Origin of the sequence: Bartonella sp. JB63, assembly GCF_002022665.1 — a bacterium.
GTDB lineage: Bacteria > Pseudomonadota > Alphaproteobacteria > Rhizobiales > Rhizobiaceae > Bartonella.
On record NZ_CP019788.1, the window covers coordinates 975,396 to 988,772 of the forward strand.

A 13,377-nucleotide genomic window follows, 5' to 3' on the forward strand; every position below is an offset into this window, starting at 1 on the left:
TTACCAAAGATACATAAAATCTTTAATATCAATACCACCAAAATAAACAAAGAGAGCAATATTCTAAGAAATATTGCAAATAATGCTAAAAAGTTTGCAATAAAATGCAACGAGCACGTATATTATAAACAGGGGAAATCATCTCAATTTTTTGAGAAAAAACTCGGTGATATACAGCAAGCACATTAAGTAATAAAAATTATAAACTGCTGTAATATTTCATCAATTAAATTAGTTTATTTTAAAATAATCTATTTAAAAAAGCAATGCAATTGAATTTATCAATTAGCAAGCCACTCATAAAATATAATGGCCCTTATACAAAAAGCCATTATGTATCCGTAAAAATAATGTTTCAAAAGATCATATAAATCACAACTACGTTTTTGGTTTATTTTTCTTTTGTATAACTTTTTTTATTTTATTAGTAGACACATTTTTCTTTATTCCAACTTTATCTTTAGAAATTTTGGATTCTTTTATTTTAGTGCCAAGTTTTGATCTTTCTTCCGATAGTGGTTCACCCTTAACGCGAACATCAGCCAATGTTGAACGAATAACACGAATACGTATACCTTCTCCAATTTCAACTTCTAACTCGCCACTCTCATCATATACTTTTGTAACTTTACCGAGAATACCTCCACCCGTTACAACTGTATCTCCACGACGCACAGCATTAAGCATTTCCTGCCTCTTTTTCATTTGTGCACGCTGTGGACGAATGATCAAAAAATACATAATTGCAAAAATTAAAATGAAAGGGATAAAGGTAATAAATGATGCTCCATTCGAAGTACCACTTATAGCCTGAGCATAAGCGTTAGTAACCAACATTTTTATCTCCTATAGATTAAACTTCAAGTATCTCTCACTTTACTAAAATAAGTTTTTGACTCAGAAGAAGAAAACTCATCTAGATACTGTAAAACTACATCATACAGTTGCAACTTATTTCAAAGGAAATAAAACTTTAAGAACAAGAAAGCAACGAACAAATATTAAAAAAATTTTATTTCGTTTTTCTGTATATCATGTAAATATAAAATTTTCTCTAAATTTAAAAAGAAGAATATTTTAGAATTTGTTATTCTAAATACAGAAATCATCCCATTTTTTATATACTTTTACTGACTTCCTCGGTTGTTTTTAAATAGCTTTCTTCAAAAAACGTGTACTTTTAATTTGTATTCTCCTTAAACGTTCTCACCAAACATCAGGGAACATAATATGCGCTCTATTAAAAAAAAAGGGAATTTATATTTTTTATTATCTTAGATAACAAGATCCTTTTATATCCCCTCCCCCCAAAAAAAACCCCCGAAAGCAAAAACTTTCAAGGACTGTAAATTCAAAACTTCATAATGCAAATAGCAATGTGGAGTTTTAGACACGATTTTTGAAATACTGTCAATAGCAAAATACTACATATTGATACAATCTACATGAATCATCTATAATAGTGGTTTGTTAATTGATTATTAATAAAAGGGATGTTGTCTATTATGAAATTAGTGTTACTTTCAAAAACAATAACAATAAGTACCCCTTTAGCTTTCGTCATGTGTAGTGTTGGAATATGGGCCACTTCTTCGATTTTTTACAATTGCTTTCTCTTCAAACCAGCATTTATTACTCATGCCCTTATCATTTCTTGTATCATCTCTTCTATTGTGATATTTTTAGAATCATGGTTCACAGCTTTTTTCGTAGTCGGAATATTAAGCTGTGGAGGTAAACTTATGAATCCTGTGTTCAATCAGTTGCTCCTATTGTGGTTCACTGTAGAATTTTTGATGCAATAGCTGTTCACACTAAAAATTGATAAGAAAAAAATTATTTATGAAAGATTTCAAGATCTCATAAAGTGGATTTATATTTTTTGCCAATTTTAACGCTTGAATAGAACATTATCAAGTGGCATTCACTATTCATTTAAAACACTCGTTAAAATCTCTATGAAAGCTATACTACATAACTTTAATTTCAGAATCCATTTTCAGACACTCTGGGACTTTTAAAAGAACGACTATATCAATATACAACTATCATTTCCATTGACAACTATGTCTCCACAAAATTACAAATCCGTAGTATCTTTTTGTGCTTTTTGGCTTTTTCTATACACAAAATTTAAGAGTAATTAGATCAAAATAGCCTACTCTCTTAACAATCAAGAAATAATAAATGACCCGCTCATCTCACCATTAGATGAATGATTACTCTCGGCAAACCTATAATACTTGACAAATGAAATGATATTGCAGCTAGTTACTTGATTTATACAACATCATAAAGTAACGTGATCTAATTAATTAATATTCAAGCTCGTCATATAATAACTCAGAAAACATTATTTTATATCCAAAGCAAAAGGATTCAAATGACCTTGTATTACTTCGAAAACCAGCTTAGTTTTCTAAATATTCAGCAGGATCGACGGGTAGAGAATTCTTACGTACCTCAAAATAAACACGCGGTGTTTTAGCATCTCCTGAAAAACCCGATTTTGCAATTTCATCACCCCGTCGAACCTTTTGTCCTCTATTAACAATAAGCTTACTATTATGCCCATAAATAGTAATAATATTGTTTTCGTGCCGAATCATGACAACGTTACCAAGCTCTTTCAACCCATCACTTGCATAAATAACAACACCATTTTCTGCAGCTTTTACTGATGATCCTTCTGGCACTGTAATATCTATTCCCCGATTAATTGTAGTTCCTTTCTTTTGACCAAAGTGACTCAACAAACGCCCTCGCACTGGCCACCTCATTTTAGAAATACCTGTTGATTGTGGAATTACAATATTATTTGAATCAGTAATTTGATCTGATGAATCATTTATGGACTTATGTGTTTTTACCTGTGTAGGAGAATTTTTCTCAATTTCTAACGTATTGTTTTTTACCGCAGGAGCAGTTTTTATGGGTTCTTTATATACAGATGTAGGAATTTTTTTCTGTTCAACAGAAGATAAATTCTTAGACTGATATGAAGATACCTTTTTTGATACATCTAAAGTACTATCTTGAAGATTTGAAGCCATTTTTGTACTTCGATCTGGGATAATCAACGACTGACCAATATAAATAGAATTAGCGTTTATACCATTAACTAATCTTAGCGCATCAACACTAACGCCCAGTTGTTGTGCAATACTTAATAATGTATCTCCATTTTGCACAATATAAGAGTTCCGCTTAAAAACAGGCAAAGTATTTACCTGTGAACGAGGAAGAATTCCAAGATTTTGAGGCGGTGTTCCCATAACCCGCCCATCAGAAAAAAACTGCTTGTTCTTATCAGAATAAAACACTTCCTCTTGTCTTGAAGAATCATTATATGGGGAATTATAATTAATCCCTGAAACACCACTTGATTCTACAGGTGGCAATTCGCTGCTTTGTATTTCAACATTTTGTGATAACATTCGTGGATTGTCAGTCATAGTCATGAATGTAGTTGACTGAACAGACGTGGTATTATTATAAGAATCACTAGAAAAACGTTGTGTATTAGAACTACAACCATTAGTTATTGCTGTTACTACTGAAAGAGTCACTCTCAGAAAATTAAACTTTAAAATGCTATTCAAAACCTTTAAATGCATAGTTTTGCTCACTAGCTAATATTTAAATCACTCTATTAAAGCTTCCTAATCTTACCTAAGAGTTAAAATTTAAAAAAATATCCATAAATATCCTTATGATAAAATCAAAATGTATTCGTCATTAGGTAGAACAACTAAAACATTTAGCAATATCTTAAATTCACAATTACAAAATTTCTGCAATATTTTCAATTAAGGGTTGATAACGTACTTGAAACATTTCTGAGCTTTCAAATTGGCTACCAATTTTTGTATAACGCATCACTTTTTGTATCCCTTCATCTGGTCCAATAGCTTGAATTAGAAGCCCATTTCCTGCTAGTAATTCTAAACATTCTTTTGGTTCATTAGAACGTGATGGCCAAATGAGAATACGATCAAATGATCCCAAACCGGTAACACCTCGACTTCCATCGATCTGCCGTATAATAATATTTTCAATCCCTAAGTTCTCAAATCTTTGTCGTGCTAAATCAACAAGTGTTTTATAACGATCAACCGTCGTCACACGATCACTAAGACAAGCCATAAGGGCAGTGCAAAAACCAGAACCTGTACCAATTTCTAAAACACGATGTTTTTTTTTCAACGATAATGCGGAAAGAATCAAAAGCTGCTCCTCTAGACGCTCAATATATTCACCACATTCAATCGGAATAACCTTATTATCATAGGCACTGTTAAGCCAAGGAGCAGAAACAAACTTCTGACGTGGAACTCTTTCTAATGCCGCAAAAAAGTTTATATCATCAATGCCTTTACTGCGCATTTTTAGTACAAGTCCTGCTAACTCTTCACGAAATCGTAAAATGCCTTTCTGCTCCATGATATCATTTGAACTCCAATGCGATAGCTATCCCATTAATATATTAATATATATGTGTTGTTCTCTCATAAACAGTCAAACTTTGCATATAAATACCATCAATTCACCCTACAAATAAAACCAATGGGTTGCTTGCTTTTGTTTTTTTAATTCCCTCTCAGAATCCACACTTTAGCGGATATTCCAATTTCCTCTTAATTTATTAAGAATAAACTACCAATATAAATAGAAAGATAATAAAAAACGACGTAGATATCACGATATGTATGGATATTTAATGAAGTGCAAAATAGCTTCCAATTATAATATGCTCTTAATCATAACATTAGAAAAAACTACTAAAGCTTCAGTAGTTTGAAACTGTCCACAAAATTAAATAACAATGTATTTTTGAATGCTCCTACCTTAATTTAAGTACTAGATTATCAACCACCAAAAATATGATTTATAGAGAAACAAACCTTTATGAAAATATAAAATTTGTGTATCCTAAAATTTCTCTTTTTTATACATAAAAGAAATATTTGGATTTTTTATACAAAACTTATATTATAAACGTCCTAATCATAATAAATCTGAATATATCAGCACTCCAACCTTTTGAGAAGATTAAGATAATAATTTAACAAAACTTTCGAATAAATTCCTTCATTGCACTCAAATTGAGCACGCTGGTTATAAGGTTGGTCTTAGTATTTAAGAGACCTTAAAATAGTTTTTTAGAATCACCTTTGTTGTTTTAAAGCATTATTGATTACCCTCCCTCTAAGTTTATGAGAAATAAAGAAAAAGAATTCTAATAGACTGAAAGCTTATTGAGTAAAGCGATAAAAAACTGAAATAGTTAAATATTATAAACAACCACTAAAATAGCAGAATTTACTGAGCTTTTTATATACTAGAGCTTTAATATACGCTTTTAAAAACTCTTTTTAAGAGTTTTATTATCAGAAAATTTTCATAATTTCATCTTCTATCAAATAATGTCACATACTGCGAATCCAATGAATACTTATACTATATTACTCACATAACATAAATAGATTTCTGTATTATACTTATCGTATTTAAGAAATTAAAGGGAGAGATGATTATATGTATGTATGTATGTATGTATGTATGTATGTATGTATGTATGTATGGTAAAAAAACTATTGAATAGCAGTAAATAATATTGAATAAAAAAGGATATTAAACTTAAAATGAGGTAAATTTACTACTTGACAATATTTTATTTTTAAGTATTTAAAGAACGAAATGCTATTTAAATCTTAATTACTAAACCATAGCGTGGTAAAGTGAAAATGTGTTTTTTACTTTATAAAAGTTAAAAGCTGATTTTAAAAATCAAGGAAGGTTGCATGAAAATAACTTAAACTGTTGGTTTTGTTTCTATCATATCGCAATAATTATAAAAGCATTGTTAAGTTATTTAGTGCAGATGTTGTTATATATGTGATTGGAAGGTAAAATTTCATTAATAAAATGCTCGAAACCTTAACAAAAAGCGTGAATGAGGAATTATTTACTGAAAAAATTTAGTACTTAATGTAACATAATTTGTGAAGGAATAATCATGTCGATAAGAGATCATAATGCCTTAAAACAAGCAAAGCAATCGTTATTAGAACAAAGCAATAATTATACCTATAGTGAAAATAGCAATGTATTAAAAAATAAACTTAATATACAAAACAGTCAAGTCTTTAAGATGAAATGTGCACATATGGTAGCAAAAGAATTTGTTAATGTGCACCAAGAACCAACACCAAAAAAAATTGATCACTCTTATCTAAAACAGCTTCATAAGCAATTATTTGGAAAAATATTTGACTGGGCTGGAGAAACTCGTGATACCGCAGTTAAAATGTCAGATGGTACAACTGCTAACGTGTCAACGAACGAACAAGTTCTTCCTTTTGCCTCTGATGAGGGAGTAAAACTCTGCCTAACTGAACTTAATGAAAAGCTTGCTAAAAGGAATGAAGATATATCAAAAGAACAAGAGAAACAGAAAAAATTTTCCGAAGATATATCAACTATTTACGCATTACTTAGTCATGCGCATGCTTTTTTAGATGGTAATGAAATTACGCAACGATTGTTTGTGGAAAAACTCTCTCAAAGTGAGAATCGTAAGATAGATTTTTCGGTTGTAACACAAAAACGTATGCAAGATGCAGTTGTCAATGCGGCGAATGACAATTTAGGACCTATGAAACATCTATTTGAAGATGCTTCTAATCCAGAAAAGGTTCAAGATTTAAAAGCCGCCATAAATGAAATTAAGTCCAACGATGAAGAAAAAAGTCTCGCAGAACGAATTGTTACAACACCAATTCCAGGAAAAAGCTACACAGGTGTTTTTGAAAACCGTAAACTGGATACTATTGTGATTAGAACAGCTGATTCTTTGGTTGTATGCAATAGACATGTTATTCCAAGGGACAAACTTCGGAATGCTAAAATAGGTGATAAAATTACATTTAAGGCTCTCGATGACATTAATCAAGTTTTTATCCCAGGAAGAGAGTTGCCTAATTTAACAGACTATCAAATTATGGAAAATACTGTAACGAGTCCTTCTGTTCGAGAACAAAGAAGAGAAGTTGAGCGTTTGACAAGACTTGTGTTTGGAAACCGGGAAAAGTTAACTAATCAACTAGAACGGATTTGTGAAAATCCAAATCTTGCACAACAGCTTTCCGTAAGCATTGCACATGATCCTAAATCTGTTAGTAAACTTGCAGGTTTTAAAAAGCTTGGACTAAAAAGTCCAAAACGTAAGGAAGCTGAAAAAAATGTTATTCCACTCAGTGAAGCAGTTAGAAAGTTTGCGGATTGTTTGAAATCTGCTAGAGAAGAAGTTCTTCAAGCTCATAGAGAAGAGCAATACCGAACTGGGCAAGCAGTAGAAAACCCTACAGAAAAAGTGAAGCATTTTCTTAGTATGTCACAAGAAGAGCGTGAAAATGCTTTGAAAACAGAGGGGAATATTACTATTTACAAAGAACTTCATAATTTTTTAAGTAAAGTTAGTCTTCGTCTCTCAGCAAATGAAAATAAAATGATTAAAAACAATGATTTTAGCTTACTTGCTAAAAGTATTGATATACCAGACAATAAAGCGAAGGAGATTATAGAAACTGTTAAAGAAGCTCAAAATATGAAAAATCAGATTAAATTAACTAAACCTCCTCGTACAAAAGCAATGGCTTTAGCTTAAAAGTGTAAAATTTTTCATTTGCCTTTATAAGGAAACTGTTTTTAGGAAAATTCTTCGGAGTTTTACAAAAAAAAGATAATGAGTTTTAAAAAAAAATATGGAAAATCTTGTTTTTTTTATTTCTCCTCGAAAAATATCTTCTTTAAGTGAAGAGTCATATGCTAGAGGGATTTTAGACGATTTTTATGTTCAAAAACAAAAAAAAGAAGTTGAGCGTCTATCAAAAATTGTGTTTGGACAAAGAAAGGCTTTAGCTAATCAGCTAAATCGAGTGGAGGAGTATCCACTTTTTGTGGGAGCTATTGCCTATAAACTTAGAAATGATGCTAAATATTTTTCTAAGCTTTCAGGTTTTAAAATACTTGGAATAAAAAGTTCAAAACGTAAAGAAGCTGAAAAACATATTTCTCAACTCAGTGAAGCATTTGAGAAATATGTAGATATCATAGTAACTGTTCATCAAGAAATCACTGTTAGTCATGAAAAAAAACAAATGTATTCCGGAAGGTCAGTATTAATGCTTAGCGATGAAGTGCGGCATCTGCTTGATCTACCAAAAGACAAGTGGAAGAAAGTTTTAAAAGATCAGAACATACCTCAAATTCATAAAGAACTTTCGATTTTTTTAAATCAAATCAATTTTTGTCTTCTAGAAGACGAACTTAAAATGCTTAAGGATTGTAATTCTAGAATGCTCGCTGATAGTCTGGGAATATCAAAAAACAAGAGTCAGGAAATTATAGATGTTGTTAAGAAAGTAAAAGAAATGAAAGAAGAAATTACTCCAATTAAACCTTTTTTTTATTCATCGCATTCTCTAACGATTTAAAAAAAATTTTTTGAATTTAAATCGTGTCTTATCTTCAGTAGACGAATATAAAATGTTTGGAATTTGACAATGTAAATATATCAAAAATCAAAACATGAAGCGACCAAAAAAAACAGAAATTTTTATAAATCTCAAGTTGAATGAAATTCAAAAACAAGGTTTTGAGCATGTTTTTATTCCTTCCTCAAAACTAGCTTCTTTAACCCAGAGTGAACTTATAAAAAAAGCTGTATATAATCCTTCTGTTCAAAAACAAAAAAAAGAAGTTGAGCATTTATCAAAATTTGTATTCAAAAAATGGGAGAAGTTAACTAATCAATTAGAACGAATTCATGAAAATCCAGATTTCTTACAACAACTTTCCATAAACATTGCACATGATACTCATGCTAGGCTTGCAGGTTTTAAAATACTTGGAATAAAAAGTCCAAAACGTAAAGAAGCTCAAAGAAATATTGTTCAATTCAATGAAGCAGTTAGAAAATTTTTGGATTGTCTGGAATTTTCTAAAAAAGAAGTACTTCAAGCTCATAGAGAAGAGCAATACCGCGTTGCACAAATAGTAGAGCAACCTACAGAAACAATAAAGCATTTTCTTGACATGTCATCAGAAGCACGTAAAAATGTTTTACAAATAAAGGGGAATCCTAATCTTCACAGAGAACTTTCAATTTTTTTAAATCAAGTCAACTCTCGTCTCTCAGCAGATGAACATAAAATGATTAATAGTAATGATTTTAGATCATTTGCTAAAAGTATTGATGTACCAACTAACAAAGCGAAGCAGATTATAGAAATTATTAAGCAAACCAAGGAGATGCGAAATCAGATTAAATTAATCAAACCTCCTCGCCAAAGACTGGCTATAACCAAATAAAGATGTAAAGTTTTTCATTTTAATCTTTATAAGAGGACTGTTTTAGAAGAAACTTTCAAAGAAATATTTTAAAAGAGAATGTTTTCTTAGTTTAGACGTAGTGGAGGGCTTTATATAGTTGGAAATAATTAAATAAATAAAGGAGTGTATATTATTTTATTGACTGTTAATAGCGTAGAGACATCAGAAGACAAAGTACAACAAATTATAAATCTTGTTAAAAAGGTTGAAAATTATGGAGAAACAGGATCAAAAAATTAAATCTCATCATGAGAATGAAACCATTCAATATGCAGAAGTTCTTATAAATTCTAAGTCAAATGAAAATAAAAATCCTCACAAGGAAGAAAACGTTCAATATATAGAAATCAATAAAAATCATTATGAGAATAAAGTTCAAGAAAAAAATCCCGCATATTTTTTCATCGCTCCAAAAGAATTAGATCCTTTAACTCCGAATCAACTTATCAAAAAGGCTGCATCTGATATTTCTGTTCAAGAGCAAAAAAGAGGAGTTATGCATTTAGCAAAAACTGTATTCGCAAATCCGAGCCAATTAGATTCCAAACTAAAACAGATCAATGATGATGTAACTTTAGGGAAAGTACTTTCTAATACAGTGCAAAACTCTCCTGAAGCTATTAGTGAGCTTGCAGGTTCAAAAATATTTGGAATAATAAAAAGTCCAAAACGTAGAGCAGCTGAAAAACATATTTCTCAACTCAGTCAAGAAATTGAAAAATATGCGGATACTGTGGAAGATTCTATGAAAAGAGTTATTAAACATCATAATGCAAAAAACAAACGCCTTGTACAACCAGTAAAAATGCTGAGTGTTGAAACACAACGTATCCTTGATCTTCCAAAAGACTTAAGGAACGAGATTCTTCAAAATCAGGATAATTCTAAGCTTAAAAGCGAACTCGCAAGTTTTTTACATCAGATGAATTGTCGTTTTTCAAGAGAGGAAAAGATAATGCTTAAGGCTGGTAATTGTAAGATGCTCGCAGGAAGTATGGAGATATCAAAGGAAAAGGCAGAGAATATTATAAATACCTTTCATGACGTCAAAGATCTGTACTACAATATTCCGATAGACAAGACCCCTTACAAAATAGAAATATCTCAAACAAGTTAACTTTTATAATCTCCTTAGATGAATATAAGGGGATTGTAGCTATAAGATATTTATAAATTAAGTTAAATATATTAAAAATTAAAAGTATATTTATAAACTTTATTCAAGAATTTTAAATATAGATTAGGAAAATTTAAAATGTTAAAAGCAAAACAAATTGTCTCGAAAGTACTTAATCGAAACCTAAACAAGAATATCGCCATCGATAAAGTAGAAGAACCAATTTACTATGAAAGTTCTGATCTCTATGAAGAAATTACACACACTGAAGAAATTACACACACTAAAGAGGTTGATAATGTAAGCATTTATGAAAATACCAGTTTTAGTTCCGATTCGGATGGCTATAATTCCGAGCCAGATTTCTATGAAAATGTCAATATAGCCCCTCCTAAATCTAGTAATATGGTTTATGCAAATTTTAACACACGTAACAGTAATTATATGAATCAAGTTAAAGAAGATTCTAAATATTTTTTAAACGGAAAAAGATTACCTTCTTTAACTGAAGAGGAAATTATCAAAAAGGTTCTCTGTAATCCTTCTGTTCGAGAACAAAAAAAAGAAATTAAGTGTCTTGCAGGAATTGTATTCGGAAATTCGGAACAATTAAACCACCAGATGGAACAGATTATTAGCGATCCAGAGTTTGGAAAATTACTTTCTAATACAATGAGAACCTCCCCTAAGTCTTTTGCTAAACTTGCAGGTTTTAAAAAATTTGGAATAAAAAGTCCAAAACGTAGAACAGCTGAAAAACATACTTTGAACCTCAGTATGGCTATTAGAGAATATGCAACCACTATAAAATATTCTAAGGACCTAGTTCTTGAACATCATAGAGAAAAACAAAAACGCTTTAGTAGACCAGTATATATGCTTAATAAAGACGTAGAAGATATTCTTAATCTACCACCTAGTATACAAGCCACTGCTTTACACAAGATTAATAGTACTTATTTAAAAAAAGAGCTTACGACTTTTTTAAATCAAATTAATGATCGTCTTTCAAAAAGAGAGCGTACAATGATTAAGAATGGTGATCATAAAATGCTTGCTAAAAGTATGGATATATCAGAACAGCAGTCAAAAAAACTTATAAAGCTTGTTACAAAAGCCAAAAACTTGCATAATGGAATTAAATCAAAAAAGCCTTCTAACCAAAAAGGGATAGCTATAACCGGTTAACAACGTGAGATCTTTCTTTCAATCTTTATAAAAGAGGGGATATTTTAGAAAAAATTCTCAAGGAAGGATTTTAAAAGAATGTTTTTGTATTTTTCAATTTGGTAAAAAATTTTCTATCATTAAAAACAGTTTAAAAAATAAAAATCTGTATTTTATCGAAAGTGAATAGCACGCATAAATCGCGCACGACAAAGCGGTTCTCTATTCTGAATCAATGATTTCTTTTGAAAAGAAGACAACCCTATTCAAAACGCTGATGCACAATAAAAAACGATAAACGATTTATACAATTTATTAGCGATCATTTATCAAAAATAAATATATGTCAGATCTCTTTTTACTCAATTAAGCTGTAATATAATTCATCCCTTGCATATAAGGTCGTAAAACATCCGGAATAATAATTGAACCATTAGCTTGTTGGTAATTTTCAAGAATAGCTACAAGACAACGACCAATAGCTGTACCAGAGCCATTTAGACTATGAGCAAAGCGCAATGCTTTTTCACCTTCTAGACGATACCGAGCATTCATGCGACGACCTTGAAAATCACCACAAACTGAACAACTTGAAATTTCACGATAACATTCTTGTCCAGGAAGCCATACTTCAATATCATAAGTCTTACGCGCTGCAAATCCCATATCTCCAGTAGAAAGGACAACAGTACGAAAAGGTAAACCAAGACGCTTCAAAACATTTTCTGCGCATTCTGTCATACGTTCTAGTTCATCTAAAGATTGCTCCTTTGTGGTAATCGATACAAGTTCTACTTTCCTAAATTGATGTTGACGTAACATACCACGTGTATCACGCCCTGCAGCACCCGCTTCTGAACGAAAACAAGGAGTAAGAGACGTAAAACGCAAAGGTAATTCTGTTACATCAAGAATTTCACCGTTGACTAAATTGACTAAAGGTACCTCGGCTGTAGAAATAAGCCAACGACCATCTGTCGTTCGAAAAAGATCTTCAGAAAATTTTGGTAATTGGGCTGCTCCATAAACAATTTCATCACGGACAAGAAGAGGAACTGAAATCTCTTGATAACCATGTTCATCAACATGCAGATCAAGCATAAACTGGCCTAAGGCTCTTTCCAAACGCGCTAATGAACCTGAAAGAACAGTAAAGCGTGAACCTGATAATCGACTAGCTCGTTCAAAATCCATCTGCTTAAGATTTTGACCAAGATCGGAATGCTCCTTTGGGAAAAAATCAAATGTCGGTGGAGTACCAAAATGGCGCACAACAACGTTATCGCTTTCATCTTTTCCTTCTGGAACATCATCTAATGGAATATTTGGTATTACTGAAAGAGCTTCTTCTAATCTATCTGTTAGCCTCTTTTCTTCTAAAACAGCAGAAGAAAGAAAAACTTTTATTTCTTCAACCTGAGCTTTAATATAATCAGCGGTTTTTTGGTCACCAACAGCCAAGGCTTGTCTTATCTTTTCTGAAGATGCATTGCGCAACTCTTGCGCTTGTTGTACTTTAGAAACATGGAAGCGACGCTCAAGATCAAACTCCAACAAATTTTTAGCTTGTGGCTCAATACCTCTCTTTGCAAGTGCCGCATCTAATTCCTCAGGATGATCACGGATCCATTTAATATCAAGCATTAAAAACCCTCTTTTGCATCATTTCTACTCACTTTGTACCGTAAAAAATATAA

Annotated in this window: 9 protein-coding genes; 5 read left to right on the plus strand and 4 right to left on the minus strand. The window is 31.2% G+C overall.

Features of this window, described 5'->3' with window-relative positions; all coding sequences use genetic code 11:
- Positions 1-378: 378 nt before the first annotated feature.
- The 3 genes from yajC to BJB63x_RS04325 form a co-directional block, all read right to left on the minus strand.
- On the minus strand, positions 379-837 hold the full coding sequence (gene yajC / locus BJB63x_RS04315; protein WP_078719146.1) for a preprotein translocase subunit YajC: 459 nt from the start codon (positions 835-837) through the stop codon (positions 379-381).
- Between the two features lie 1,574 nt (positions 838-2,411).
- Positions 2,412-3,617: a M23 family metallopeptidase gene (locus BJB63x_RS04320; RefSeq protein WP_078719148.1), complete on the minus strand. Its 1,206-nt coding sequence runs from the start codon at positions 3,615-3,617 to the stop codon at positions 2,412-2,414.
- Positions 3,618-3,783: 166 nt separating this feature from the next.
- Positions 3,784-4,443: a protein-L-isoaspartate(D-aspartate) O-methyltransferase gene (locus BJB63x_RS04325; protein WP_078719149.1), complete on the minus strand. Its 660-nt coding sequence runs from the start codon at positions 4,441-4,443 to the stop codon at positions 3,784-3,786.
- A 1,576-nt stretch (positions 4,444-6,019) separates the two neighbouring features.
- Between BJB63x_RS04325 and BJB63x_RS04330 the strand changes: the two genes are divergently transcribed.
- The 5 genes from BJB63x_RS04330 to BJB63x_RS04350 all read left to right on the plus strand — a co-directional run bounded on the left by BJB63x_RS04330 (position 6,020) and on the right by BJB63x_RS04350 (position 11,701).
- Complete coding sequence (locus tag BJB63x_RS04330) at positions 6,020-7,669, plus strand: BID domain-containing T4SS effector (RefSeq protein ID WP_078719150.1); 1,650 nt, start codon at positions 6,020-6,022, stop codon at positions 7,667-7,669.
- 97 nt (positions 7,670-7,766) lie between these two features.
- A complete protein-coding gene (locus BJB63x_RS04335; RefSeq protein ID WP_078719151.1) occupies positions 7,767-8,498 on the plus strand; it encodes a BID domain-containing T4SS effector in 732 nt (243 codons plus the stop codon).
- Positions 8,499-8,592: 94 nt separating this feature from the next.
- Positions 8,593-9,375, plus strand: coding sequence for a BID domain-containing T4SS effector (locus BJB63x_RS04340; RefSeq protein ID WP_078719152.1), 783 nt, complete (start codon positions 8,593-8,595; stop codon positions 9,373-9,375).
- A gap of 235 nt (positions 9,376-9,610) precedes the next feature.
- Positions 9,611-10,513 (plus strand): BID domain-containing T4SS effector, encoded by a 903-nt coding sequence (locus BJB63x_RS04345; protein WP_078719153.1) that lies wholly within the window; start codon positions 9,611-9,613, stop codon positions 10,511-10,513.
- 138 nt (positions 10,514-10,651) lie between these two features.
- Positions 10,652-11,701: a BID domain-containing T4SS effector gene (locus BJB63x_RS04350; protein ID WP_078719154.1), complete on the plus strand. Its 1,050-nt coding sequence runs from the start codon at positions 10,652-10,654 to the stop codon at positions 11,699-11,701.
- Between the two features lie 345 nt (positions 11,702-12,046).
- Here the strand turns inward: BJB63x_RS04350 and serS are convergent, their stop codons facing one another.
- Positions 12,047-13,324, minus strand: a complete 1,278-nt coding sequence (serS, locus tag BJB63x_RS04355; protein WP_078719155.1) for a serine--tRNA ligase — start codon at positions 13,322-13,324, stop codon at positions 12,047-12,049.
- Between the last annotated feature and the right edge of the window lie 53 nt (positions 13,325-13,377).

Excerpts from the sequence above, each read along its gene's own strand:
- BJB63x_RS04330 (WP_078719150.1), top strand. The coding sequence starts at position 6,020 with ATGTCGATAAGAGATCATAATGCCTTAAAACAAGCAAAGCAATCGTTA.
- serS (WP_078719155.1), bottom strand. The coding sequence starts at position 13,324 with ATGCTTGATATTAAATGGATCCGTGATCATCCTGAGGAATTAGATGCG.
- yajC (WP_078719146.1), bottom strand. The coding sequence starts at position 837 with ATGTTGGTTACTAACGCTTATGCTCAGGCTATAAGTGGTACTTCGAAT.
- BJB63x_RS04345 (WP_078719153.1), top strand. The coding sequence starts at position 9,611 with ATGGAGAAACAGGATCAAAAAATTAAATCTCATCATGAGAATGAAACC.
- BJB63x_RS04320 (WP_078719148.1), bottom strand. The coding sequence starts at position 3,617 with ATGCATTTAAAGGTTTTGAATAGCATTTTAAAGTTTAATTTTCTGAGA.
- BJB63x_RS04335 (WP_078719151.1), top strand. The coding sequence starts at position 7,767 with ATGGAAAATCTTGTTTTTTTTATTTCTCCTCGAAAAATATCTTCTTTA.
- BJB63x_RS04340 (WP_078719152.1), top strand. The coding sequence starts at position 8,593 with ATGAAGCGACCAAAAAAAACAGAAATTTTTATAAATCTCAAGTTGAAT.
- BJB63x_RS04350 (WP_078719154.1), top strand. The coding sequence starts at position 10,652 with ATGTTAAAAGCAAAACAAATTGTCTCGAAAGTACTTAATCGAAACCTA.
- BJB63x_RS04325 (WP_078719149.1), bottom strand. The coding sequence starts at position 4,443 with ATGGAGCAGAAAGGCATTTTACGATTTCGTGAAGAGTTAGCAGGACTT.